27 protein-coding genes and 1 tRNA gene are annotated in these 26182 nt (G+C 38.3%); 18 read left to right on the top strand and 10 right to left on the bottom strand.

Translation table 11 applies throughout. The annotated features are described in order from the left end of the window. The first annotated feature begins 142 nt into the window (after positions 1-142). The gene (gene eno / locus NRL14_RS04945) at positions 143-1441 is read left to right on the top strand and encodes a phosphopyruvate hydratase (RefSeq protein WP_007377517.1); all 1299 of its coding nucleotides are present in this window, start codon (positions 143-145) and stop codon (positions 1439-1441) included. Positions 1442-1640: 199 nt separating this feature from the next. Here eno and mutH read toward each other — a convergent pair whose 3' ends face one another. Next, on the bottom strand, positions 1641-2312 hold the full coding sequence (gene mutH, locus NRL14_RS04940) for a DNA mismatch repair endonuclease MutH (RefSeq protein ID WP_007377516.1): 672 nt from the start codon (positions 2310-2312) through the stop codon (positions 1641-1643). Between the two features lie 426 nt (positions 2313-2738). Here mutH and rppH point away from each other — a divergent pair, with 426 nt between their 5' ends. The 11 genes from rppH to NRL14_RS04885 all read left to right on the top strand — a co-directional run bounded on the left by rppH (position 2739) and on the right by NRL14_RS04885 (position 12525). Then, the gene (gene rppH / locus NRL14_RS04935) at positions 2739-3257 is read left to right on the top strand and encodes an RNA pyrophosphohydrolase (RefSeq protein ID WP_033029011.1); all 519 of its coding nucleotides are present in this window, start codon (positions 2739-2741) and stop codon (positions 3255-3257) included. Between the two features lie 30 nt (positions 3258-3287). Next, the gene (gene ptsP / locus NRL14_RS04930) at positions 3288-5552 is read left to right on the top strand and encodes a phosphoenolpyruvate--protein phosphotransferase (protein ID WP_306724135.1); all 2265 of its coding nucleotides are present in this window, start codon (positions 3288-3290) and stop codon (positions 5550-5552) included. 90 nt (positions 5553-5642) lie between these two features. Further along, on the top strand, positions 5643-6452 hold the full coding sequence (locus NRL14_RS04925) for a sulfite exporter TauE/SafE family protein (RefSeq protein WP_033029013.1): 810 nt from the start codon (positions 5643-5645) through the stop codon (positions 6450-6452). Between the two features lie 12 nt (positions 6453-6464). Continuing rightward, positions 6465-7268: a prolipoprotein diacylglyceryl transferase gene (gene lgt, locus NRL14_RS04920; protein WP_306724134.1), complete on the top strand. Its 804-nt coding sequence runs from the start codon at positions 6465-6467 to the stop codon at positions 7266-7268. 10 nt (positions 7269-7278) lie between these two features. Next, positions 7279-8130 carry a thymidylate synthase gene (locus tag NRL14_RS04915; RefSeq protein ID WP_007377511.1) on the top strand — a complete coding sequence of 284 codons (852 nt, stop codon included), beginning with the start codon at positions 7279-7281 and terminating at the stop codon, positions 8128-8130. 21 nt (positions 8131-8151) lie between these two features. After that, positions 8152-9030 (top strand): UTP--glucose-1-phosphate uridylyltransferase GalU, encoded by an 879-nt coding sequence (gene galU / locus NRL14_RS04910; protein WP_007377510.1) that lies wholly within the window; start codon positions 8152-8154, stop codon positions 9028-9030. A gap of 550 nt (positions 9031-9580) precedes the next feature. Then, on the top strand, positions 9581-10258 hold the full coding sequence (locus NRL14_RS04905) for an SPOR domain-containing protein (protein ID WP_306724133.1): 678 nt from the start codon (positions 9581-9583) through the stop codon (positions 10256-10258). A gap of 139 nt (positions 10259-10397) precedes the next feature. Further along, on the top strand, positions 10398-10991 hold the full coding sequence (locus NRL14_RS04900) for a FlgO family outer membrane protein (protein WP_306724132.1): 594 nt from the start codon (positions 10398-10400) through the stop codon (positions 10989-10991). 13 nt (positions 10992-11004) lie between these two features. Then, positions 11005-11700 carry a FlgO family outer membrane protein gene (locus NRL14_RS04895; protein ID WP_306724131.1) on the top strand — a complete coding sequence of 232 codons (696 nt, stop codon included), beginning with the start codon at positions 11005-11007 and terminating at the stop codon, positions 11698-11700. A gap of 7 nt (positions 11701-11707) precedes the next feature. Then, entirely contained in the window at positions 11708-12379 is a 672-nt protein-coding gene (locus NRL14_RS04890) for a FlgO family outer membrane protein (RefSeq protein WP_007377505.1), read from the top strand. Positions 12380-12450: 71 nt separating this feature from the next. Beyond that, positions 12451-12525 (top strand) — tRNA-Arg (locus tag NRL14_RS04885). Positions 12526-12781: 256 nt separating this feature from the next. Here NRL14_RS04885 and NRL14_RS04880 read toward each other — a convergent pair. The 5 genes from NRL14_RS04880 to NRL14_RS04860 all read right to left on the bottom strand — a co-directional run bounded on the left by NRL14_RS04880 (position 12782) and on the right by NRL14_RS04860 (position 18890). Further along, positions 12782-14212: an MBL fold metallo-hydrolase gene (locus tag NRL14_RS04880; protein ID WP_306724130.1), complete on the bottom strand. Its 1431-nt coding sequence runs from the start codon at positions 14210-14212 to the stop codon at positions 12782-12784. Between the two features lie 192 nt (positions 14213-14404). Continuing rightward, entirely contained in the window at positions 14405-14902 is a 498-nt protein-coding gene (locus tag NRL14_RS04875; RefSeq protein ID WP_306724129.1) for a GNAT family N-acetyltransferase, read from the bottom strand. A 676-nt stretch (positions 14903-15578) separates the two neighbouring features. Further along, positions 15579-16511 carry an exopolyphosphatase gene (locus NRL14_RS04870; protein WP_306724128.1) on the bottom strand — a complete coding sequence of 311 codons (933 nt, stop codon included), beginning with the start codon at positions 16509-16511 and terminating at the stop codon, positions 15579-15581. Positions 16512-16658: 147 nt separating this feature from the next. Then, entirely contained in the window at positions 16659-18107 is a 1449-nt protein-coding gene (locus tag NRL14_RS04865; protein ID WP_306724127.1) for a dihydrolipoyl dehydrogenase, read from the bottom strand. A 54-nt stretch (positions 18108-18161) separates the two neighbouring features. Further along, on the bottom strand, positions 18162-18890 hold the full coding sequence (locus tag NRL14_RS04860) for a glutathione peroxidase (RefSeq protein WP_007378719.1): 729 nt from the start codon (positions 18888-18890) through the stop codon (positions 18162-18164). A gap of 112 nt (positions 18891-19002) precedes the next feature. Between NRL14_RS04860 and NRL14_RS04855 the strand changes: the two genes are divergently transcribed. Continuing rightward, complete coding sequence (locus tag NRL14_RS04855; RefSeq protein ID WP_007378718.1) at positions 19003-19905, top strand: LysR substrate-binding domain-containing protein; 903 nt, start codon at positions 19003-19005, stop codon at positions 19903-19905. Here the strand turns inward: NRL14_RS04855 and NRL14_RS04850 are convergent. After that, positions 19902-21095: a flagellar assembly protein FlgT gene (locus NRL14_RS04850; RefSeq protein WP_306724126.1), complete on the bottom strand. Its 1194-nt coding sequence runs from the start codon at positions 21093-21095 to the stop codon at positions 19902-19904. The two genes, NRL14_RS04855 and NRL14_RS04850, sit on opposite strands and share 4 nt — an antisense overlap. A gap of 130 nt (positions 21096-21225) precedes the next feature. Between NRL14_RS04850 and NRL14_RS04845 the strand changes: the two genes are divergently transcribed. Then, entirely contained in the window at positions 21226-21684 is a 459-nt protein-coding gene (locus NRL14_RS04845; protein WP_033032085.1) for an LPP20 family lipoprotein, read from the top strand. Between the two features lie 45 nt (positions 21685-21729). Here the strand turns inward: NRL14_RS04845 and flgN are convergent, their stop codons facing one another. The 3 genes from flgN to flgA all read right to left on the bottom strand — a co-directional run bounded on the left by flgN (position 21730) and on the right by flgA (position 23258). Further along, a complete protein-coding gene (gene flgN / locus NRL14_RS04840) occupies positions 21730-22161 on the bottom strand; it encodes a flagellar protein FlgN (protein ID WP_306724125.1) in 432 nt (143 codons plus the stop codon). Further along, a complete protein-coding gene (flgM, locus tag NRL14_RS04835; protein ID WP_306724124.1) occupies positions 22154-22474 on the bottom strand; it encodes a flagellar biosynthesis anti-sigma factor FlgM in 321 nt (106 codons plus the stop codon). The genes flgN and flgM overlap by 8 nt, the downstream gene beginning before the upstream one ends. A gap of 76 nt (positions 22475-22550) precedes the next feature. Further along, on the bottom strand, positions 22551-23258 hold the full coding sequence (gene flgA / locus NRL14_RS04830; RefSeq protein WP_306724123.1) for a flagellar basal body P-ring formation chaperone FlgA: 708 nt from the start codon (positions 23256-23258) through the stop codon (positions 22551-22553). A gap of 141 nt (positions 23259-23399) precedes the next feature. On the opposite strand from flgA, the gene NRL14_RS04825 reads away from it, so the two are divergent. From NRL14_RS04825 to flgC, 4 genes are all read left to right on the top strand, one after another. After that, positions 23400-24332: a chemotaxis protein gene (locus tag NRL14_RS04825; protein WP_007378712.1), complete on the top strand. Its 933-nt coding sequence runs from the start codon at positions 23400-23402 to the stop codon at positions 24330-24332. A gap of 20 nt (positions 24333-24352) precedes the next feature. After that, positions 24353-25186 carry a protein-glutamate O-methyltransferase CheR gene (locus NRL14_RS04820; protein ID WP_007378711.1) on the top strand — a complete coding sequence of 278 codons (834 nt, stop codon included), beginning with the start codon at positions 24353-24355 and terminating at the stop codon, positions 25184-25186. Positions 25187-25328: 142 nt separating this feature from the next. Further along, the gene (gene flgB / locus NRL14_RS04815; protein WP_306724122.1) at positions 25329-25736 is read left to right on the top strand and encodes a flagellar basal body rod protein FlgB; all 408 of its coding nucleotides are present in this window, start codon (positions 25329-25331) and stop codon (positions 25734-25736) included. Between the two features lie 5 nt (positions 25737-25741). After that, positions 25742-26173: a flagellar basal body rod protein FlgC gene (gene flgC, locus NRL14_RS04810; RefSeq protein WP_306724121.1), complete on the top strand. Its 432-nt coding sequence runs from the start codon at positions 25742-25744 to the stop codon at positions 26171-26173. Positions 26174-26182: the final 9 nt, after the last annotated feature.

Below are 26182 nucleotides of genomic sequence, written 5' to 3'. Positions count from 1 at the left end.
TATATGTCATAATTTCTGCCTTGTTATTGAGCTATTTTCTTAGCGCTATAATAGCTCACTAATTTAATGCAATTGGTATAAACTATATAAAACGTAGTAAAGTTAGTCGAACTCACCATTTTGGGAATATAGAGGAATCAAGATGTCAAAAATCGTAAAAGTAATAGGTCGCGAAATTATGGACTCGCGTGGTAACCCAACTGTTGAAGCTGATGTACATTTAGCTGATGGTTCATGGGGCCGTGCTGCAGCACCTTCTGGTGCATCTACAGGTACTCGCGAAGCATTAGAGTTACGTGATGGTGACAAAACGCGTTATTTAGGTAAAGGCGTATTAAAAGCAGTTGGTTATATCAACAAAGAAATTGCTGACGCTTTAGCTGGTCAAAATGCATTAGAGCAAAGTACTGTTGATAAAGTAATGCTAGATTTAGATGGTACCGAAAATAAAGAAAAATTAGGTGCCAATGCAATCTTAGCTGTATCACTAGCAACAGCAAAAGCAGCTGCACAATCTAAAAAGGTTGAGCTTTATGAACATATTGCTGACTTAAACGGCACGCCGGGTGTTTATTCAATGCCACTTCCAATGATGAACATCATCAACGGTGGCGAGCACGCAGATAACTCTGTAGACATCCAAGAGTTTATGATCCAACCTGTTGGCGCTACTAACTTCCGCGAAGGTCTACGTATGGGCGCTGAAGTATTTCATAGCCTTGCTAAAGTACTTAAAGCTGATGGCCATTCAACAGCAGTTGGCGATGAAGGTGGTTTTGCGCCTAACCTTGCATCTAACGAAGCGGCTCTTGCTGCAATCAAAGTAGCTGTCGCAAACGCAGGTTACGAGCTAGGTAAAGATATTACTTTAGCGATGGATTGTGCAGCTTCTGAGTTTTACGACAAAGAAGCAAACATCTACGACCTTAAGGGTGAAGGCAAAAAATTCACTTCTGAAGAATTTAACTTTTTCTTACAAGATCTTACTGAACAGTACCCAATCGTTTCTATCGAAGATGGTCTTGATGAGTCTGATTGGGATGGCTTTGCACATCAAACTAAGCTAATGGGTGATAAAATCCAATTAGTAGGTGATGATTTATTCGTAACAAATACTAAGATTTTAAAACGTGGTATCGACAACGGTATTGCTAACTCAATCTTAATTAAGTTTAACCAAATCGGTTCTTTAACTGAAACGTTAGCAGCAATTAAAATGGCTAAAGACGCTGGTTTCACTGTTGTTATTTCTCACCGTTCTGGTGAAACTGAAGATTCAACAATTGCTGATTTAGCAGTGGGTACTGCTGCAGGTCAAATTAAAACAGGTTCATTGAGCCGTTCTGACCGTGTTGCAAAGTACAACCAATTGCTACGTATTGAAGAGCAATTAGGCGATAAAGCACCGTACAACGGTCTTAAAGAAGTTAAAGGTCAGTAATTCTATTTTATATAGAATCTAATTTTTAATTTTAGATGATAAAATCCTCGCACAAGCGGGGATTTTTTATGCCTGCTACTTTTATTCAAAGAGATGAAAATAAGTTGTAGGCGTTAAGCTTGCTGACGCGCACGCAGTGCTAAAAGGAAGATTCACAAATAATAACTCTTTGTTTAAATCTTACTACTTTACAGAGCACTCAAAGCTGAAATTGCTGTTTTAAAATCTCGCCAGTAAAACTGGTTTTTAGATAAAAGCCACGGGGCAGGGTTTTTATTATTTGCCCATTAGGGCCAATGGCATCAGTGACTATTTTGCTATGGGCCGCTTTTGGGCGTATTTGCATTGCATCGCCTAAATGGCCCGATATTTCGTCAATTCGGCCAAGTGCAATTAACTCCATTTGCTCTTCCCAGTCGCGCTGTAATAAAGCGTCCTGCTCAGGTGTGGGTTGCCATAAAAAGCCACTGCCGATTGTTCTATCAAATGGAGCAATATCACGCTCGCTTAAAATAGGTAGCCATAAAACGTGATTAAGCTTTTTGCGAACGCTGCTGGTATGCCACGTCATCCCCGTCACGTTCATTAGTGGCGTTACAGATACAAATGTTGTTTCCAGTGGTTTCCCTTTATAAGAAATAGGGAGTGTTTTTAGCTCTATGCCTAAATCTTCAAAATCGGGTAGTGGTTTAGAGCCTGCAGTTGCACCTAAAACGTATTCTATTAATTGTCCCGTCCAGCCTTTTTCTCGCAGTAAATCGTCAGGCGTTTTAAAGTTATACTCATTGGCTAATTGGCCAAGTGTCAGGCCTGCAATATTATCAACCCGCTTTATTAGGTCATTAATTGAATGTGGTTTTGTTGGTCGCATATCACTAATTTGAGTTGAATAAATACCCTTGTCATGATAGCAAATCAGCTAAGCCGTGGATATCTTTGCGTTTGTGTGTTTTTTGTACATGAGGTGTTTGCTGTAATTTTACACACGCTAAAAAGTGAGCGAATTAACTTAAGTAACTGAACTGCTTTGTAATTTTGTGTTTTATAGTTCAGCTTTAATTAAGTGAGATTAGAGTTGCAGGGATAAATACAGATGTATGAACAAGTTTATCCACAGATTCTGTGGAGAAAGTCAGTTTTTAGATCTCATATTGTGGATTTGTTTGCAAAATGAGCGTGTTTTACAAAAGTTATGCACAAGCTGTGGGTAAGCAGAGTAAAACTCGTAATAGTATTTGCCGTATTGCGGGTTATGTGGAACAATCATAAAAAATCGACTTACAAATGAGGCACTAAGGTGATTGATGCCGAAGGTTTTCGTGCCAATGTCGGAATTGTAATTTGCAATAATCAGGGACAGGTGTTTTGGGCCAGACGCTATGGTCAACATTCTTGGCAATTTCCCCAAGGTGGTGTTGATGATGGTGAGACAGCAGAACAAACCATGTACCGCGAGTTACACGAAGAAGTAGGGCTGCGACCAGAAGATGTAGAAATAGTCGCAAGTTCAAAACATTGGTTACGCTATAAATTACCCAAACGATTAATCCGCCGAGACTCTAGTCCGGTGTGTATTGGGCAAAAACAAAAATGGTTTTTACTAAAATTACGCTGTAAAGACGAAGATGTAAATTTACTTAAAACCCATCATCCTGAATTTGATGATTGGCGCTGGGTAAGTTATTGGTATCCTGTAAGACAGGTTGTATCGTTTAAACGGGATGTTTATCGACGAGTAATGAAAGAGTTTGCTCCTTTCGCCATGCCTTTTAATAAGAGAGAACAACAGAAAGATCATTGGCGAAGTAAAAGGTAGTAATTTCTCGATACAATAAAGGAGCAGGGTATGCTGGCTACACTGAGATCTATTGCGGAGTCTGTATCGCGGCAAGCGAATTTAGACAGCGCATTAGTGTGCTTTGTGCAAATGGTGAAAGATGCCATGAAAACCCAGTGCTGCTCCATTTATTTTGCAGATTACAGCCAAGACAATTTTGTACTTATGGCAACCGAAGGACTAAACCCCGATGCGGTAGGTAAGTTTAGAATTGGTTTTACCGAAGGTTTAGTTGGCCTAGTAGCGCAACGCGAAGAACCTATTAATATTGCATTTGCTAAATCGCATCCGCGTTTTAAGCTCTCCCCTGAAGTAAATGAAGAAGGCTACAACGCTTTTTTATCTGTACCCGTTGTTCATCAAAAAAAAGTATTGGGTGTTATTGTCGTTCAACAAAAAATGGCGCGTGTATTTAGCCAAGATGAAGAGTCATTTTTAATTACGCTTTCTGCTCAACTGGCTTCACAGTTAGCACATGCCGAAATTAAAGAAGTTTTGCGCCAAGATGAATCATCTCATCAAACATCGGTATTAAAAGGCGTATCGAGTGCGCCGGGTATCGGTATTGGACAGGCATTTGTACTTTTGCCTAAACTTGATTTTAAATCGATTGAACTCAAAAAAGATCATGATACAACAGAGCAACGCCGTTTGTTTACACAAGCCGTAGCTGCAACGCGTAAAGAATTTAGTACCCTTTCGATGACGCTAAGTGATTCTATTCCGCACGAAGCTCTTGCTGTATTTGATGTTTACCAACAGCTGCTTGATACAAAAAGTTTAGGCCACAATGTAGAAATGCAATTACAAGAAGGCTGGTGTGCTAAAAGTGCATTAAAAATTGTAATAGAGCGTTTAATATCTCAATTTAATGCCATGCAAGACCCTTACATAAAAGAGCGCGCCGTTGATGTTAAAGACATTGGCTTGCGGGTACTGCATCATCTTGTAAATACCGAACATGCTGTTAAAAATTACCCTCCCAATACAATTTTGATTGCCAATACGTTAACACCAGCAATGCTTGCAGAAGTACCAAAAGGGCATTTAACCGGTGTCGTTAGTGTAAATGGCTCAGCAAATAGTCACGCGTCTATATTAACGCGTGCAATGGGTATTCCTGCTATTTGGGGTATAGAGGATTTACCTTTATTGCAGTTTGACGGTAAATCAATGATTTTAGATGCATTTGCAGGGCGTTTATACATATCGCCATCGCAAATGTTAATGGATGAATACACCGAATTACAGCATCAAGATAATCTACTTAATAATCGCTTTTTAGCAGAGCAAGACTCAGAATCAATTACGCTTGACGGTGAGCATGTTAGCTTATTATTGAACGCAGGCCTTGAGCTTAATACCGAGCAAAGTAGTTCACATATTTGTGACGGTGTAGGGCTTTATCGAACCGAAGCGTGGTTTATGCAAAAAGGTCAGTTTCCTTCGCAATCAGAGCAAGAAAATTGGTATCGAGAAGTACTAACTAGCTATCATCCCAATCCTGTGGTTATGCGAACATTAGACATAGGTGGCGATAAGGTTCTTGATTACTTTAACATAACCGAAGAAAACCCATTTTTAGGTTGGCGTGGTATTCGTATCAGCCTTGATCACCCTGAATTGTTTTTAGATCAACTCAAAGCCATGCTTAAAGCCAATATAGGTTTAGGTAATTTAAAAATAATGCTGCCAATGATCAGCGGAACCGAAGAAGTAGACGAGTCACTCGCATTGTTTGAGCAGGCTTATTTTGAGCTAAGTGAAAAATACCCAGAACAACAAATAGAAAGACCCGATATAGGTATTATGCTTGAAGTGCCATCAAGCGTATTTATGCTGCCAGAGTGGTCTAAAAAAGTTGATTTTTGCTCCGTAGGCAGTAACGATTTAACGCAGTATTTATTAGCGGTAGATAGAGCAAATGCCCGAGTTGCTGAGTTGTTTAATCCCTATCACCCTGGCGTACTTAGAGTGCTTAATAAAATAGCCTGCGAGTGCGAACAGTATGAGTTACCTTTTAGTTTATGTGGAGAGTTAGGCGGCGATCCTGAAGGTGCAATACTCCTTATTGCTATGGGATACAGACGTTTAAGCATGAATCTATCATCACTTAATAAAGTTAAGTGGGTACTTAGACGTTTAAGTGTAAGTGATATGGAACAATTACTAACTGCATGTTTGGCGCAGTCGACTGCAAAGCAAGTACTGCGTTTAACACGTAATTTTATGTTAGAACATCACTTAGGTGACTTGTTTTACACGCCAAAATAACTAAGTGCGTCGAATTAATTTAAATACGAAGATGCTATTAGTTTTATAATCCTTTAATATATAAGTCTCCAAAGGGTATTTGAGATTACTATGTATGACTTAGGTTTGTTAGTCGCAAGCTGCGCACTACTAGGCTGTATTGTCGGGTTTTTAGCGGGTTTACTAGGCATTGGCGGCGGTTTAATTATTGTCCCAGTACTCAGTGCGTTACTGCTGTCATTTAATGTAACCTCAGCAGATCATGTATTAGTGATTGCTATTGCAACGTCACTTGCTTCTATTTTATTTACCTCCACCTCTTCAGCGTTGGCTCATCATAAAAATGATAATGTGCCTTGGGCAATTGCGCCTTGGGTTATGTCGGGTGTGGCTTTAGGCGCGCTTATTAGCGGCTTTGCAGCTAGCCTTATTCCAGAGCAAATATTGCGCACTGTGTTTTCTGTAAGTGTTGTATTTATAGCAGGGAGAATGGTGCTCTCAACTCGTAATAAACCAATGTCAGAAAAACCGTTACCAGCAGGTCCTATTTTAGGCGGGATTTCGGCAATAATGGGCGGGTTATCAGGTTTAATAGGTATTGGTGGCGGCGCATTAATAGTCCCTATGCTTAATTATTTTTCGGTTGATATAAAAAAAGCAATTGGTTGTGCCGCAGCCTGCGGAATTGTTATTGCATTATTTGGCTCTGTTGGCTATGTCAGTGCCGGCTGGCACGTGACTGATTTAGAACATGGTTTTGCAGGATTTGTGTATCTTCCTGCGTTATTTGGTATTGTATTAACGTCGTGGTTTGTTGCACCTATTGGTGCTAAAGCAACTCATTATTTACCTGTTAATACAATTAAGAAAGTTTTCGCGGTGCTGCTTGTAGTTATCGCAATTAAAATGGTTTTTAGCTAAAGGTTTATTTTTATGGCACTTGAGTTTCCTCAAATCGATCCAATAATTTTTTCAGTTGGGCCACTTAGCGTACGTTGGTACGGCTTAATGTATTTAATAGGTTTTGCATTTGCGATGTGGTTTGCAAATCGTCAAGCGTCAAAACCAAACTCTGGTTGGACTAAAGATCAAGTTAGCGATTTACTGTTTTACGGCATGTTAGGGGTAATACTAGGCGGGCGTATTGGCTACGTATTGTTTTACCAGTTTAGTTACTTTATAGAAAACCCACTGTATTTATTTAGAATAGATCAGGGCGGCATGTCGTTTCATGGTGGAACACTTGGCGTTATAACCGCCGCCGCAATTTTTTCGTGGACGCGCAAAAAATCGCTTCTTCAAGTAGGCGACTTTGTTGCACCATTGGTTCCTGTAGGGCTTTTAGCCGGACGTATTGGTAACTTTATAAACGGTGAGTTATGGGGCCGAGTTACCGACGTGCCATGGGCAATGGTATTTCCAACGGGCGGGCCGCTTGCGCGTCACCCATCGCAATTATACGAAGCATTTTTTGAAGGCTTAGTGCTTTTTTTAATCTTGCAATGGTTTATTAAAAAGCCTCGTCCGGCAGGCAGCGTTGCCGGTGTGTTTTTATTAGGTTATGGCGTGTTTAGGTTCTGTATTGAATACTTCCGCCAACCAGATGCACAACTCGGTTTATTTGCCGACTTTATTTCAATGGGGCAAATACTTTCGCTTCCTATGATAGTAGGCGGATTAGGGTTATTAATTTGGGCTTATAAGCAACCACAACACGTTACAACAGCTAAGGCATAATACAAAAAACATGAAACAATATTTAAAGTTATGTCAGCGTATTGTTGACGAAGGGCAGTGGGTAGAAAACAAACGTACAGGCACGCGTTGTTTAACTGTAATTAATGCTGATTTAGAATACGATGTAGCTAATAATCAGTTTCCGATGATCACCACACGAAAAAGTTACTACAAAGCAGCGATTGCTGAATTACTAGGTTACTTACGTGGTTACGACAGTGCTGGGCAGTTTCGTGATATTGGCTGTAAAACATGGGATGCTAATGCGAACGATAATAACGCATGGCTTAATAATCCTAACCGTAAAGGTGAGGACGACATGGGCCGCGTTTACGGCGTACAAGGGCGTGGTTGGCAACGCCCAGATGGTTCAACACTTGATCAGCTCGCTAAAGTTATTAATAACTTAAAAAATGGCATTGATGACCGTGGTGAGATAATCACGTTTTATAACCCAGGCGAATTTGAGCTTGGTTGTTTGCGCCCGTGTATGCATACGCACACCTTTTCGTTGCTTGGCGATACCTTATATTTAACGTCTTATCAGCGCAGCTGTGATGTGCCGCTTGGCTTGAACTTTAATCAAATACAATGCTTTGTATTATTGGCGTTAGTAGCTCAAATTACTGGTCATAAAGCGGGTAAGGCATACCATAAAATTGCCAATGCACACATTTATGAAAACCAACTTGAGTTGATGCGAGATGTGCAGTTAACACGTCAGCCATTTGCATCGCCTCAATTAAAAATTAATCCAAAAATTAAATCGTTAGAAGATATAGAAACGTGGGTAACACGAGACGATTTCGAAGTAACAGGCTATCAATGCCACGAAGCGATTCAATATCCATTTTCAGTATAATAAAAGATTAAGGAAAACATAATGAAAGCAGTGATCCCCGTAGCGGGCCTTGGTACTCGCATGTTACCAGCAACAAAAGCAATTCCTAAAGAAATGCTGCCAGTGGTAGACCGTCCTTTAATTCAATACGTAGTTAATGAAGCAGTTGCTGCCGGTATTAAAGAGATAGTGCTAGTAACGCATTCAAGTAAAAACTCAATCGAAAATCACTTTGACACCAGTTTTGAACTAGAAGCAACTTTAGAGAAGCGTGTTAAGCGGCAATTACTTGCCGAAGTGCAAGCTATTTGCCCTAAAGACGTAACCATTATTCACGTACGCCAAGGTGAAGCCAAAGGCCTAGGGCATGCTATTAGCTGTGCGGCACCGATTATTGGTAACGAACCGTTCGTAGTTATCTTACCAGACGTAATTATTGATGATGTAGAGAGCGATCTTAAAAAAGATAACTTAGCAGAAATGATCGCACACTTTAACGAAACCAAGCACAGCCAAATTATGGTAGAGCCAGTACCAATGGCACAAGTAAACCAATTTGGTGTAGTTGATTTAGGTGACGTTGAGTTAAAGCAGGGCGAAAGCTCGCCAATTATGAATATGGTAGAAAAACCACCTGTAGACGAAGCACCATCAAACTTAGCGGTAGTGGGTCGTTATGTGTTAAGTGAAAATATCTGGCCTTTACTTGCAAAAACTCCGCAAGGGGCAGGCGATGAAATTCAGTTAACAGATGCAATTGCGATGCTAATGGAACACGAAAAAGTAGATGCATACGCTATAAAAGGCCGTAGCCACGACTGTGGAAGTAAAGTTGGTTATTTAAAAGCGACTATTGAATTCGCACTACGCCGTGATGAATTTGCAGATGAACTAAAAGCATTTATTAAAGCGTTGATTTAATTTAAAAGATAACGTTAATAATAAAAGGCGCCAACATGGCGCCTTTTTTAATGTTTAACCAGAGCTCTGGTTAAGAGATATACTAACATATTGAATTATGGTGATATTTAAATTTATTTTCTCTAGCCAGAGGTTTTCAGTGAAAACAAGGCTAATTTACACGTCAATAGCTTTTGGGGATGAAGTTATTATCGAAATTGTGGGTTAAATACACTGTTGCAAACGTAGTATCTAAAAATACAACAACTCAAAAACTGTTGTTATTTTAAGGATTGAATATGTTTAAATGCGCGGTTTTTAAGTTATATTGTTGTTTTTTTGTTAATTGGCACTAAATTTGTATTAAATGTTTTCTTAAGGATAAAGGGACCCGCGTTAATTGTTTTTTAAAACACAATTAACGCTGAAATGAGTTGTTCCCATGGCCTATTTAAAGTTAAACACTTAGTACCAACTTGCAATAATGTTTAATTAAGCGAATTGGTATAATTTATAAGAATGTTTAGCTGAAATGTAAGTGTAATTACACTGCTTTCAGGATAACGAATACATGTTTAAACATAAAAATAATAATAAAAATATAATTCTGAGTCTTTTAACGTTTGTATTTTGTACTGCCTGTGCTTCTACGTCAGAAGTAAACCAGTTAGAAAAACCAAGTAATTTACCAGAATATGTGTCAATCACGGCCTTAGAGCTTGCTCAGTTAAAAGATGCAGCAATGCAATGGCAACAAGCTAGAGCGGGCCTTGAGCGTATTTTAAGGCTCGAAAAAGAGATCACTTATTTAGTTGACCATATCGACATTATTAACACTAAAGCGATAACGCAATCCAACCAACGTTATACTCGTGCTGATACACGCAATCCTATAGCTGCTCATACCATAAAAGCGCTTTCGAAAGCGCCTAAACATAGCTACAGTAAAAAACAAGCTGTAAAATTAAATACGCTTAAGCATTCATTTTCATTACAAGTGGCATCAGTTAGCTCTGAGCCAAGCTTAAAAAAAGTATGGCAAAACCTGAACATACAGGCAGCTCCATTGTTTAGAAAAAAAATAGAGACTAACGTAGAGCAAATCCGTATTAACGATAAAATATTTTACCGCTTAAAACTGGGTTCATATCAAAAGTTAAATAACGCCAAAGCAGATTGCGAAGTATTTAAACTTTATAAACTCGATTGCATAGTAAGTAGTTACACAGATAAACCCATTAAACTATAGTTTAAACAAATAGTTGAGGTAGGCATGTTAATCGGGTTTAGGTTAAGCATTGGTGTAGGTTAACTAGCAAAATAATTCAAAAATCTTTTAGGCATAATAATTGCTTTATCTTTTGTATATTTGAAAGAGGATGGCAATTATGCGCCTTTTATTACCCCTATTATTAGTTAACTTAGCCGCTTGCAGTTTGATACCGCAACTAGCGCCAAGTATAAGCACACACGCTCCTAAAGCGGCTATGGCACCTTACACAGTTAATGATTATGTAAATACGCTAACAGTGCTGCTTAGTCATTTAAAAGAGCCGTTAAGTCGTAATTCCCGCATTGGTGTAAGTAGCTTTTATTTTGCTGATGGGCTCGACACCAAGTTAATGACAGAGCAAGCTTCAGGGCTTAGCCAACAAATCCAAGAAAGTCTATTAACCCAAATGACCCAGCTTGGTTACCATACGGTAGAGTATAGATTAGACAATAATATAACATTATCGAGTAATGCCGATAATGTACTAAGTCGCGATTTAAATAAATTACGTGAACGTCAAAAAATTGACTTGATAGTTACCGGTACTGTGACTCGTCAGCAGCATGCATATATAGTAAATGCGCGACTAGTTAATATAAACAGCAAACAAGTTTTATCAGCAGGCAGTACCGAGATCCCTATTAATGTAATGTGGGGAAATGAAAAAATTCAGCAGCGCGACGGCCTTTTATACCGCAGCGAATACTAATTTGGAGCACAAAATGAGAAACCTACTAATTACATTATGTTTGCCATTGGGATTTGGCTGTTCGCAAATGTTTAATGGCATGGAGTCAGAACAAGTAGAAGAACCGCAAAGCAATAGCCCTGTAATGCTTGTAAGTGAGCAACGCGAAGTTGCGTCGCCTATTGTAAATAATCAACTTTTTCAGTCTGGTTTGGTTGAGCAAAATAATTACACCAAATCAATGCCCGCCAAGCGTAAAAATATTAACCATTACGTGCGTGGCATAATGCAAGACATGGTCGAAAACTTACAGTACGTAAATGATAAAACACCACTTGCTGTTTCAAGCTTTGTATTTTTAGATGATAACTACAACGATGGCAGTTTATTAGGAAATCAGATATCAGAAAGCTTTATGCACGAACTGCATAGTTTTGGTATACCGGTCATTGATTTTAAAACAACCGACTTTATGCGAGTAACACCGGCGGGTGACTTTGTATTTAGTCGCGACTATTTAGAGTTAAATCAAGATCAAAATTTTAACTACGTCCTAGCCGGTACCTTAGTGAGCCACCAAGGGGGGGTATTAGTAAATGCTCGTATTGTTGGTTTGAAAAGTAAAGCTGTTGTAGGCAGTGCACAAGGCTTTATTCCTCAGTCAGTTGTTGATGCGCTTAACAGCAGCTACCGAACTGATGGCATAATGCTTAAGCAAGCGGATGAGTGAGGTGATTATGCGTTATACATTAAACAGCGTGCTTAGCGCTTTTAGCATGCTAGCATTGGCTGGGTGTTCTATGACACATATTACTCAACAGCAACAAAACACAAATACCCGCGTAGATGTAAACACACAGCATGAGCAAACACCGGAAATGCTGTCGTCGGCTAAAGTAGATGTACATGACGAATACGATTCATCACAACAATTTATGCCCCTTAACCACCATCAAACATTGGTTAATTATGTAGAGCAAATGGCCCTCGATCTAGTCGACACCCTCGAATCAGGTAATGATACTAATGCGCATTTAAATATTGCGGTTACAACCTTAGTTAATTTAGATGCCACACTGAACAACACAAATCAGCTTGGAAATCAAATATCTGAAACCTTAATCCATCAATTACAAAAATTTGGTTATGGTGTTGTTGATTTTAAAACCACAGAAACCATAGACGTAAATAGCCGTGGCGACTTTGTTTTATCGCGTGATATAGCAAAACTTAATGAAGACCAAATGGCCAGCCACGTACTTGCAGGTACTTTAATTTATCGACGTAATGGGGTTGCGGTCAATGCGCGTGTTATTAACATAGACACCAAGCAAGTTGTTGCCACTAGCCGAAAATTAATACCGTTATACGTACTAAATAAAGAAGATATATACTTATCAAGCAATTAAGTTCAGTTGTCGCTTGATATAAAAAACCAGATACCGTTATAATTCACACCTCTAAGCACACGCTTATTTGTGGCCTCTTAGTTAAATGGATATAACGGCCCCCTCCTAAGGGGCAGTTGCAAGTTCGATTCTTGCAGGGGCTACCAATTAAATCAATGAGTTATGCGCTTTCTTTTTCTTTCGCTTGTTTTTTATAGCATATTTATAGCATCGTAAATTGAAATGTAGAGAATTTAGCGCTGCTCTTTTATTAAAATAGCCAAATTACATTCAGTCTGCTTTGTGCCAGGAGCAGACATTGAAAGCCTTGCTTAGCGAAAAAAAATTTAGCTATAATCGCGAGGCGATGACCCACTTTTATTTTTACGTTTAAGCAACTGTAAGGGATTTTTTTCATCTCCATTACATAGTATTGGTTTGATAAGACCTATCCATAACTTCAGGCGATATATTATTATTTCGATGAAAACCCACAATGCGATTAACTTTCAATTTTTCACTTCTCAAAAATTCTATAAATTGTTTACTGTAACTTGGCAGTATATTAGCAATGGTGTTATCAGAAGCGACTTCTAAAAAATCAGTTTGATATACGATGCTATCTTGCTCAAAATAAGCGAAGCTTTGGCGTTTTGAACGCGCATTTTCTAAAACATAAAAGCGTACATTATTAATAACCTGTCTATTTTTAATCTCTTCAAAGTTGAATTTATGTATTTTGTCATTAAATCGAGGAAAAGCCTTTATTGCTTTGACAGTATAAGCGTCTGCATAAATCTTGGCACCTTGTTCTACAAAGGGTAGAAGACCTAAAATATGGTCGCTATATGGATGAGTAACAAAGACCGCAGTAATTTTTTTATCTGGGAATCGTTGCTTAATTGTGTCGATAACTTGATTTGACGATTTACTATTTTTTGATGCACCAAACACTGTAATATCATTATTATTTATTTTAAACAGTATATTTCTTAAAGCTGAACCGTCTGTAACAAGGTAAAGGTTTTTGGTTATAGATGTTGTTGTTAAAGCCGAGCTATTATCTGATACACTTTTGTAGTAATCACTTGGAAGCCTTAGCTTTTCTGTTTCAATTAGTTCTATCTTTTCAAAATTTTCAATTCTTGTTATAAAGCTAGGGGTAATATCCCCATTGTATTTCTTAATGAGAGAGTGGGCGAAATAGTAGCCATTAGTATATCTATAATCATCGTATAGATAGATTCGTTTTCTATTTTTATTGTTGATTGATATTAACTGTAAAGGCTTAGTGTTAAATACATATTCTATTGTTATTTTTTCGGATGTTTGATGAGTTAACGTTACTTTTCCAGATGGGGAGCCTTGTTGAAATTCTATTTTTTCTTCGATATTCGTTTCGCTAATTAATGGCATGATAGCAAAGAAGTCTAAATTCATTAAAGTTAGGTTTTTATAACGGTTAAAGCTATTCATGTTTTGTTCAATTACACTTTTCCCTAAAGAAATTCCATTGCGCTCATAACGCAAACTTTCTTTACTATTTTGGAAATGTACTTCGTCAAAATATAAGCCGCCAGTAAAGAGATGAACTACATTTTGATAGTAATGCTGATTATTAATATCAATATCCGTAACCTTAAAAGCCTTATATCGAGTGGGTGCTTGAAAGTCCCAAGACTGGAATGGGTCACTTCGCCCTAGATAGCTATGAGTTAAAGAAAATACTTTTATAGAAGATGTATTTTGATAGTGAGTTTTTAGCGTATTAATGAAAGTTGTAGCTTCACTTGCGTATGCAAGTTTTGTAACTGCAAGAAATAAAAAAATGACACTTTTTAAGTACTTTCTCACTGAATAATCCCTTATATCTAGTTAAATATTTATTTACAAGATAGCATAAATAAACAAACAATCCCCCGCCCTAAAAATTAACAACAAGTTGAGCTAGATTTAACCTCAATAAATAATAAATTATTTAAAAGAGTAAACGTCTGCTTTTCGCTCTTTACCGAATTTGACTAAAGCTCAGAAGACCTTGTAATCTTATTGGGCATTTGTGATAACAAACTCGTGGTAACCTTCTGTTTCAGGAGGATCAACTTTATCAACACGCACAACATTTAATTTAGCAAACAAACTATTCCAAAATTTCAACGCTAAACTATCGTTTAAGTGAACTGCTACATGCCACTGATTTGTTTCAACAGGCATCAAATTTTGAATAACGAATTTGGCAATGCCTTGTTTGCGATATTTGGGTAGAATAAAAATATCAGCCAACTCAGGTATTTCTTTGCCAGCGATCTCAGTTGGTTCTACGGTAGCAAAACCAGCAATTTGGTTAGAAACGAGTACAAGATAAATAATGCAGTCTTCCTCACCACGAACTACACATTCTAAATATCCTTCATCAATATCATAGCAACCATCTAAACCAACATCTTCTAAGTCAAATATACTCTGATGATATTGGTAAAACTGCCACAGCATTTTTATTGCAGGGATATCGGTTGATTCAGCTTTCCGTATTGTAGTGTCCATTTTATACCTATTTCCTTATATGTGGTCCGACATTAGCTTTCACTAAAGAGATGAAGGTTTGCTAGTCGTTATCTTTAAAGAACATCATGTTATTAAACGATAACTACTCAAGAATAACAACAAAATAAATTTTAAGAATGAATTGAAAAAATCGCCAACAAGCTGATAGTCAAACGCATAAAACTTCACTTCATACAGAGGAACTCTGACTGACAGCTCATCGCCCAATACTGACTATGAAAGCGAGAATGGTTACTATTTTATTCAGTACAGTTATTTACAGAGCGCCAAGTAAGATCCTTTTTGCCATTCCGGTAAGTAGCTAGCTAAAGATAATTTTTGGCTTTTTCTTGGTGTTTAACATGAGCTAGAGCTTAGTAAGGTCTTTAACTATTTGAAAGGTTGCATTTAACTGCAATTTTATTTGAACGTGATGAGCTTTAGCTAATACGTTATAGCTTTAGGTTATGCTTTTTCTACCTTCCACGTGCAATGCCTAGTGCTACTACCTTGTAAAAGCCGCTTTACTAGCGAGCTACAAGCCTTTTACTTCGAGTATGAGTTCTCCATCGTAATAGCTTTGTAAGCATGCTTTACTATTTTTATACACAAAAAATCGAGTAAACGTCAATTTACTCGCTCTATTAATAGTTTAAAAAACGCTAAATTTTAATGCCTAACCATCACTTGTAATTGTATCGATTAACTCACTAAGTACGGCTTCTGCTTTACTGGTTTCTACTTGGCAAGTACCTGCATTTAAGTGCCCGCCACCATTATATTCTAAGCATAGCTCGCCAACATTGGTGTTTGAGGTACGGTTGGTGATTGATTTACCAATTGCGTACACTACGTTTTGCTTTTTAAGGCCCCACAGTTTATGAATTGAGATGTTGCAGTTGGGGTACATGGCGTAAATAACAAAGCGGTTGGTAGCGTAAATAGTTTCTTCTTGGGTTAAATCAAGTACCACTAAATTTTTATGGACAGTGGCGCATTGAGTAATTTGCTCTTTTGCTTTTTCGTTATGCTCGTTATATAAAGCAACACGTTCGGCTACATCTTCTATTTGCAGTATTTGTTCAATGCTTTGGTCTTTACAGGCGTCAATGAGTTTCATCATTAATTGGTAGTTTGAAATTTTAAACTCACGGAAACGGCCTAACCCTGTGCGTGCATCCATAATGAAGTTCATTAATACCCAGTCTGTTGGGTTTAATATTTCGTCTTTTGAAAACTGAGCAGCATCACCTTTGTCTACGGCGTCCATCATTTCAACTGAGATATTCGGAAATTTTTCAGCGCCACCATAATAGTCATAAACTACACGTGCAGCCGAAGGGGCTTGCGGATCAATAATATGGTTTTTAATGTCGTTTGAGTTACGTACGGTTTCGCTAAGGTGATGATCAAACGCTATATGACAACCTGCAACGTAGGGAAGGTTGGTGGTAATGTCGTTTTCGGTAATGTCTATTTTGCCATCTTGCATGTCTTTTGGATGAACAAACAAAATGTCGTCAATTAGGTCTAAGTCTTTTAAAAGGACGGCGCATACTAGGCCATCAAAATCACTGCGTGTAACAAGTCTAAATTTATTATTGGACATAGCTATTCCATCATTTTAATTGAGTTATCAATTGAGTGTAACAGTAAATATATTATTTGAGAGGTCTGCTTTAAAAAATTTATAAAAATAAAAAGGCCAAAGTAAATACTTTGGCCTTTGTTAGCAAGTGTATGTGCAATGAGCAGTTTATGCGCCTGGGCCACATTCCATACATGAGTTTACAATGTCTGGGCCAAATTTAAGTTTGGCGTTTAAGTCGCGAAGGGCGGTGCGTAAGCCTTCTTCAATTACTGGGTGGTAAAATGGCATATCAAGCATTTGTGGTACGGTCATTTTGTTTTGAACAGCCCATGCTAATAAGTGAGCAATGTGTTCGGCTTGTGGGCCAATAAATTCAGCACCTAAAAATAAGCCTGTGCCTTGCTCTGCGTATACACGCATGTGGCCTTTGTTTTTAAGCATTACTCGGCTTCGGCCTTGGTTTTCAAAGCTCACTTCGCCTACTTCAAAACAACCGCATGGGCCTAATCGGTCAGTAATTTGCTTGTAGCTTTCGCCTACCATTGCTATTTGTGGGTCGCTAAATACAGCTGCAATTTTAGCTCTGCGCAGACCTATACGCACATCTGGAAAGCGCCCTGCATTTTGACCCGCAATAGCACCTTGGTCAGATGCTTCGTGTAGCAATGGGATCATGTTGCTGGCATCGCCTGCTATAAATATGTTCGACTCACCACATTGCATTGTGTGTGTGTCTGCGTGCGGTACGCCGCGTTCATCAAGTTCAATACCGGTGTTTTCAAGGCCTAGTTTATCTACGTTAGGTACTCGGCCTGTGGCTGCAAGTACGTAGTCAAACTGTTCGGTGTGTTTTTCACCTTGTTTGTCGGTGTAAGTTAGCTGTGCTTTGTTGCCAACTTGCATCATGTCAGATACGTTTGAGTCGGTATCTACAAAAAATTCTTGAGCGAACACAGTGTTTGCATAGTCTTTTACTACTGGATCTGTAAGTGGGCCAATTGCGCCGCCTACACCAAATAGTTTTACATTTACGCCTAGTCGGCTAAGTGCTTGGCCAATTTCAAGACCTATTACACCAGGGCCAAATACAGCGACTGATTCTGGTAGGTCATCCCAATCAAATACGTCGTCGTTTATAATAAGTTTGTCGCCAAAGTTATTAAATACGCCAGGGTATGAAGGGCGTGAACCGGTGGCAATTACAAAGCGTTTTGCTGTAATAATTGTATGATCGTCTATTTGTACGCGGTTTGCGTCTAAAAATTTAGCGTAACCACGAATTTTATCTCCATCTGGTAATTCATCTACGGCTTCTACTACGAATCCTGCAAAACGATCTCGTTCACTTTTTACGCGTGCCATAACTGCTTTGCCGTCAATGACTGGCTTTGAGCTATGCACACCAAATGCAGGTGCCATTTCAATTGCGTGTGCGGCTTCGGCGGCTGCAATCAATAATTTACTAGGCATACAACCAACACGTGCGCATGTTGTGCCGTATGGGCCTGATTCAATCATTAATACATTTTGTGTGAACTGTTTAGCATTACGATAAGCACTTAAACCAGCTGTACCTGCGCCTATAACAACAACATCGGTTTGCAATTCTTTCATAGTAGGTATCCTTTATTAAACAGGGGCAATAGGCCCCTGTTAATTTTTACTTAATTAAGCAAAGTATTTTTCTAAATCGTCTGAGCCGCCAATGTGTTTACCACCAATAAATATTTGTGGAACAGTATCACGACCAGATACAGCTTTAAGGCTTGTTAGTGATGCACCTGCACCCATAACAATCTCTTCATAGGCGAAACCTTTTTCTGCAAGTAGCTCTTTCGCTTTTTTACAGAAAGGGCAACCAGGTTTAGTAAAGATACTTACTGGTTCTGGTTTAGCTTGCTTAGGGTTGATGTAGTCAAGCATTGTGTCTGCGTCAGATACTTCAAACGGGTCGCCTGGTAAATCTGGTTCGATGAACATTTTGTCAATTACACCATCTTTAACCAGCATAGAGTATCTCCAGCTGCGCTTACCAAAGCCTAGGTCATTTTTGTCTACTAACATGCCCATGCCGTCAGTAAATTCGCCGTTGCCGTCTGGTAATAAAGTAATGTTTTGCGCTTCTTGATGTTCAGCCCATGCGTTCATTACAAAGGTGTCGTTTACTGATAAACATACAATTTCGTCAACGCCGTTTTGCTTAAGTACGCCTGCTAATTCGTTGTAACGCGGTAAGTGAGTTGATGAACATGTTGGTGTAAATGCACCTGGTAGTGAAAACACTACAACCGTTTTACCTTTAAAAATGTCATCTGTTGTTACTGATTTCCATTCGTTATTTTCACGAGTTGCAAATGTAACACTTGGGATTGTTTGACCTTCGATATTGTTTAACATAGTTTTTGTTCCTCTTGATTTGTTGATAGCCATTATGGTGAATAATTAAATATAGTTCCAATCGTTTGTTTGTATTAAACTGATAGCTATAAACTATCAGGTGGAGCTGAATATGAACTTAAAAGATTTCGAATATGTAAAAGCAATCGCGCACTATAAACATTTTCGTAAAGCTGCTGATGCCTGTTTTGTTAGCCAGCCTACATTAAGTGGGCAAGTAAAAAAACTTGAACAAGAGCTGGGTGTTGTTTTATTTGATCGTTCCACCAAGCAAGTTACTCTTACGAGTAAAGGCGCTCGTTTATTGGCGCAAATAGAGCTGATTTTAGAGCAAACACAAATACTGAAAGAATTAGCCGCGACATCAAATGAACCCCTGCAAGGCAAATTAACCATTGGTATAATTCCTACCATTGCGCCTTACTTGTTGCCTGCGTTATTAACATCAATGAAAGCGGCATTTATTGATAGTCAGTTTTCGTTTATTGAGATGCAAACAGCAACAATTTTAGAAGCTTTAAATAATGGCGAACTCGACTTTGCTATTTTAGCCGATGTGCCAGAACTTATTAATTATCATACGGTTGCTCTATACAAAGAAGATTTTTTAGTGGCGGTATCACAAGATAACGCGCTTTCTAAGCATAAAAAAGTGGCGTTAAGCGACCTTCAAGGATGCAGCCTACTAATGTTAAGTGATGGCCATTGCTTTAAAGATCAAGCCCAAAAGTTTTGTTTTTCTGCAGGAGTCGATGTATCTAATCAGTATAAAGGTAATAGTTTAGAAACATTATTAGCGTTAGTGGCCATGGATGACGGTATTACATTTGTACCAAAGCTTGCTTGCACAGAGCGGGCGGGTATTGACTACATGCCTATATTTCCTAATCAGCAGCGTAATGTGGTATTTGCATGCAGAAAGCATTATCCGCATTTATCTGGTGTAGAACAATTGGGCGAGTGGTTGTCTGCTCACCCTAATTTAAAAGCTAAATTAACTAAAAAGGTTAATTAAAGATCTTGGCTGATTATTTCTACTACATCGTTAATTTGTACGCCAGGTAGTGGTTTGTCATCAATACTGACTGCTACTGCGGTTTGCTGATAAAGCTGTTCAACGCGAATGGTGTTAAGTGTGGTTACTTTATGCGGCATAACATTACCCGCTGCATCCGTTAAGTAATTATGATGTGCAATGCTGAGCAGTTGGCCTTTTTGTAAACCGTGTGCTTTACCTAAATTAATAACAATTTTGCTGTTTTCAATGTGCATTATTTTACCTTGCGTTGGTAAACACGCCATTGCAGCTTGTATGTCGTAACTTAAAGAGTGATTTATTTCACTTATGCTTTGCCCAAAAGGTGATTGCCAAAATCTATCACTGTTTACATCAATTATGGCTGTTTTTTCGAATGGCCAAATTGCTTGGCTTTGATAGCTATTTTGCCAAAGTTGCTCGTACGTTGTGCCATCAAACAATGTTAATTCTATTTGGTAGCTACGCTGGTAGCTTTCATCTTGCCAAAACGCATATTCACTATTGAGTTTATTACTTGTCGATAGGTTTGTTATTTGGCTTAATAAAACATATTGAGCGTTGCTGCGAGTTGCAATTTCTTCTAACTGGGCAGTGGAGTAATCATGTTGTTGAGTAAAATATTTATCAACTTTGATAGCGTTTTTGTAATAGGCAACTGGTATTGCACTCATTTTTGATTTTTGCAGCGCCGAAAAAATATTTTTGCTAACCGCTTTATCTATGTCAAAAATTTGACCCATTTTTGCTTGCTCGCGATGATTAAGCTGGCTTTGGGTTACAGCTAAAAATTTATTAAAGCTGTTTTGCGGGCATTGTTCTGTTTGAGCGAAAATGTCTAAGCGCAGTGTGATTGCAAATTTATCGTCGTATTTATTTTCGCTTATAAGCTCAATTTTTTGAATTTCACCGTGACTACTGATTTTAAGTTGATCTTGCATTAACACGCCATCTACCAAGGTTTGCACTGAGCTTACTCTTGCGCCTGAAAATACTAAAGCTTGGGTTATTGCGTCTTTTATAGCAGCAGATTTGGCTGCGCTCATATCCCCATTTTGAACAAGTGCGTGCCCAGTCGATTCATACCACTGCGCTTTTGTAAAAGGTGAAAACGTTAATAAAGCAGTTGCGCTTAATCCTACAAATACTGATGATAGAAACGATTTCATACACTTACTCCAATTAAACTTTAGCTAGTAGTGTGTTTAGAGCAAGGACTATACCAACGTTGTTTTTAATACTATAAATGGCATTAAACGTGCATATAGTTGCTTAATTAGTTTATTAGGACGATGTACAATGCGAGCAATATCATTATCTATCACACTGGGGTGCTTAGCACTAAGTGGTTGCAGTAGCGTGTTTGATAAACATGTTGAATATAAATATGTAGCGCCAAATAATTACCCTATTATAAAAGCGATTGGCTATGCGCCTATCAGCTTGCAAAAGGGCGCTAACCGTTCGCAAAAGCAACTAATGGCTATTAAAGCGTCAAAGCTGGAGGCTTATCGAGAATTAACAGAACAAGTTTACGGGCAAAAAATTACCGCCGGAACTAGTGTTGCAGGCTCAATAGCGCAAGATGACTATTTACAAAGTAAAGTGCAGGGGATTATAAAAGGGGCGCAAGTAATTAAAACGTATGCTGTAGATGATACTTATGTAACTGAACTTGAATTAAATATGAAACGTGTTCACGATTTATATATAGGTGAAGTTAAGCCTCGAGAAGTAAAGAAGGTAACGTATTACTAAATTTATTTAATTAGGGATGATGACTTTTTATTATACCCAATCAATTTAGGCTTTTAGGTTACGTACAAGTTGGCTGTTGGTGTTTACTTCGCTACCGGCTTGATCGTATGTCATTGAAGAAGGAGCACCAATTAAAATCTCTTTCAATTGTTTAACGCTCAATTGTGCTTGGTGCGCAGCATGTGCATTTACATCATTTTGTTTTTTACATTTTTCAAGCTTGCTACGTACAACTGAAATTAAATCAGGAACTTCATCTGACTGTTCGTCGTTATTAGCAATAAGTTTATTTAATTCTTTATCAAGAGAATTTAACTTAATTAAGAAAGACATTTTTTGTTGAGCAATTTCTTTCAAACCTTCGCCACGTCGAGACGCAATCGCGGTCAGCTCATCGTTTAATAAGGTGGCTAATGAATCTAAGCATTTTTCTTGCTCGTTCAGCTTGACGATAATTAAACTGTTATGATCAGCCATATACGTCAAACTCAAAGTTAGCTAAATTTTGAGCTAACTTTTCATTGTCAATTTGGTACTTACCTTCAGTAATTGCTTTTTTTAGTTCTGAAACTTTATCACTGTCGAAACCAGATGATTGCTGCGCTTTTTCTTGCAGCGTTTTTAATTGCTTCGCTTGCGGCGTTAGACTTACTGAATCACTGGCCGCCTTAGGTGAAGCCGACTGAGTTGCTTGCGTATTAGCATTATCTCTTTGTAAATCAACTTTTTGTTGCTTAGTATTAGCTAAAGCAGCAGTTTGTTGATTACCTGAATTAACTTGACTGACCATAATAATAAACCTGTATATTACCCAACTTATACCAATATATCGGCATCTACGTAGAATACTTTAGCATAATTTTGAATTAAATGTTTACCTGCACTGACTCTACACCATCTACTCGTGCATTTAAAACTTTACCTGTTTTTTTGTTTTTAACGCGTATTTGTTCTCCAATTGTTCCGTCCTCCAATGCAACTCCTGTTGTCTTTATTTTCAACCCTCTAAGGTTGGCTAAAATATTTACAGAATCGCCTTTGCACACCATACATATTTGGCTAAGTAATATAGGCATCCCGCTTCTTATGTTGCGTTTGCTCCTACTTCCAATAAGTACTTCTGGGTTATCTAAATACTGCATTCTAACAAAATGCGTTGGTTTCATTTTAATACTTAAGTGAGAACTTGTTATAACTTCACCTCGCACTAAATTTGCGTTAGCGATCACAACAGGTGCCATTTCAACTATTCTTACATGCACGTACTGAGACCAATTTTGAGTATCGTTACATTTTATTTGTAATGTAACTTGTCGATTAAATGGTGGCTCACTTGGGATTAGTAACTCGAGTGCATTTTGACAGGTTCGATCAGGAATACGACTATCAAGTGGTAAAGCACTTAATTGTATTTTAGTATTTTCTGTAGAACCAATCTGATCGGCGACATAACTTATTGCGATCTCTTGTAATAAATCTTTATTAAAGACTTTTGCGTGCAGGGGTAAAGCGAAGCTGAGGCTAGCAACAAAATAAAAAACACTGTATCTTCTGACTTTTTTTAACAAACTCATAATGTTTCGACTATGCTTATGGTTTCAAACAGGGTATAAATATTTTGCGTCAAAAATAAGACGCTCCCGTGATGTTATGTAAGCTTTATAAATAGAAAGCAATTATCATTCCGTATTTTTTGTTTTCTTTAGGAGATTTGAATGGCAGGCATTTTAGACTCAGTAAACCAGCGCACCCAGTTGGTTGGGCAGAACCGCCTAGAATTACTATTATTTAAGCTCAGGGGTCGGCAGCGTTTTGGTATAAACGTATTTAAGGTGAGGGAAGTATTGCAATGCCCTCCACTAACAAGTATGCCAAAGTCAAACGCCTATATTCGTGGTGTTGCACATATTCGCGGCCAGACTATTTCGGTGATAGATCTTTCTATGGCCGTGGGTGGGCGACCAATAGAAAACATAACAGACAGTTTTATTATCATTGCTGAATATAACCGCTCAGTGCAAGGTTTTTTAGTGGGTGGGGTAGAGCGTATTGTTAATATGAATTGGGAAAAAATAATGCCGCCTCCATCAGGTGCTGGCCGATATTCATATTTAACCGCTGTAACCGAAATCGAAAATGAACTGGTCGAAATATTAGACGTAGAAAAGATTCTTAACGAAATTTGCCCTGTAAACACAGAAGTAAGTGCTGATGTAGCAGCTAGCGGTGATATTCAAAAAGACTTGGGTGAGCGAATTGTGTTTATTGCTGATGATTCAGCTGTTGCGCGTAACCAAGTTAAACGTGCGCTAGAGCCACTTGGTGTTCAAACTGAGTTAGCTAAAAATGGTAAAGAAGCCTTAATAAGGTTAAAAGAAATAGCTGAACTAGATTGTAAAGACAATATTACCGAACGTGTCGCTTTACTTATATCTGATGTTGAAATGCCTGAAATGGATGGCTATACGTTAACGGCAGAAATTAAAGCAGATCCTAAACTCGCCCCTTTACATGTTATTTTACATACTTCATTGAGTGGTGTTTTTAATCAGGCGATGATTGAAAAAGTAGGGGCTGATGACTTTATTGCAAAATTTAACCCAGATGAACTAGCAACTGCTGTGAAAAAATGGGTTCATTGTGATTAATAAAAATAGGTGTTACTAATTTGAATAATAAAGATTTGCAGCAAAGTGAATACGATCAGTTTCGTTCGTTTTTGGAGCAGCAATGCGGGATCGTTTTAGGTGAAAATAAACAATATTTGGTGAAAAGCCGACTTGCGCCGTTAATGACTCGATTTAATGTAGAATCTTTATCAGAGCTGGTTAGCAAAACGCTGGGTCCTCATGAGCGACAGCTTCGAGCTGCGGTTGTAGACGCAATGACTACGAATGAAACGTTGTGGTTTAGAGATCAATACCCGTTTGAATTGCTTCAAAATAAGCTTTTCCCGGAATTTAAGGAGCTAAGAAGACCACTAAAAATTTGGTCGGCAGCGAGTTCTTCTGGTCAAGAACCATACTCTATTTCAATGTCTGTTGCTGAGTTTCAAGCAAAGCAGCCTAATGTGTTACGGATGGGGGCGCAAATTATTGGCACCGATATCTCTAATACGATGCTTGATATGTGTAAAAATGGTGAATACGATGCATTGGCTTTAGCACGAGGTCTTTCTGCGGAGCGCCGTAAAAAGTTTTTTAAAGATAGCGGCAATGGTATGGCCCAAGTAAATGATTCAATAAAAAAGCAAGTTAGCTTTAGGCATTTAAATCTACTTGATTCTTACGCACTCATGGGTAAATTCGATATTATATTTTGTCGAAATGTACTTATATATTTTGCCCCAGAAGTCAAAGCTAAAATTATTAGTCAATTTGCTCAAGCGCTGAATCCTAAAGGTTACTTATTTTTGGGTGCATCAGAGTCAATGACAGGCTTAAGCAGTGAATTTGACATGGTACGATGCAACCCTGGCATTATTTATCAAAAAAAGCTGTAATAGTAACTCCTTCCCTATATAAATGACGCGCCTAGCGTCATTTTTCTTTTTAATACATACCCTTATATAAATAATCACCACTCTAGTATTAATGGCGTATTTTTTGCTTTATTCAAGGTAAGTCAATTTTTTGGAGATGGTTATGGCTATCAGTTTTGATAAGGCATTAGGTGTGCATCCGCAGGCTATGTTGATCCGTTCACAACGAGCAGAAGTAATTGCAACTAATATTGCGAATGCTGATACGCCGGGCTACAAAGCAAAAGATATTGATTTTGCCTCTGCATTAAAAGCGGCAAGATCAAACCAGCAAAGCGGCAATACAATGGTACGAACTAACGATAAACACATCGGTGGTGGTACTCGTAGTATGAGTGATTCAGAATTGTTTCGCCTACCAAATCAAGCGGATACGGGTGATGGTAACTCGGTTGATATACAAGTGGAACGAAACTTGTATACACAGAATGCTATGGAGTATCAGGCCAGCTTGCAGTTTTTAAGCGGTAGATTTAAAGGTCTGAAAAAAGCACTCGGTAGTCAAGGATAAAAATTATGAGTTTATACAATGTATTTGATATTGCTGGTTCAGGTATGAGCGCACAAAATGTACGCTTAAATACCACTGCGAGCAATATCTCCAATGCAAATACGATTAGTTCTTCTCAAGACAAAACATATCGAGCGCGACAACCTGTTTTTGCAGCTGAGCTTACCAAAGCTTCAGCATCAGCAAGTAATCCACAGGGCTCCTCCGTTGGTGTTAAAGTTTTAGGCATTGTTGAAAGCAGTGCTCCATTACAGATTGAGTATAATCCAAATCATCCCAGTGCGGATGAAAATGGCTATATTTATAAACCCAACGTTAATGTTGTTGAGGAGATGGCTAATATGATTTCTGCTTCTCGTTCTTATCAAACAAACGTGCAAGTTGCTGATGCAGCAAAGCAAATGTTAAGTAAAACGCTTCTGCTAGGGCAGCGGTAACGGAGGGTA

The organism is Pseudoalteromonas sp. 20-92 (genome assembly GCF_030847595.1).
Classification (GTDB): Bacteria; Pseudomonadota; Gammaproteobacteria; order Enterobacterales; family Alteromonadaceae; genus Pseudoalteromonas; species Pseudoalteromonas fuliginea.
The sequence above is the reverse complement of the archived record's forward strand: the minus strand, read 5'-3'. Positions and strand labels throughout refer to the sequence as shown.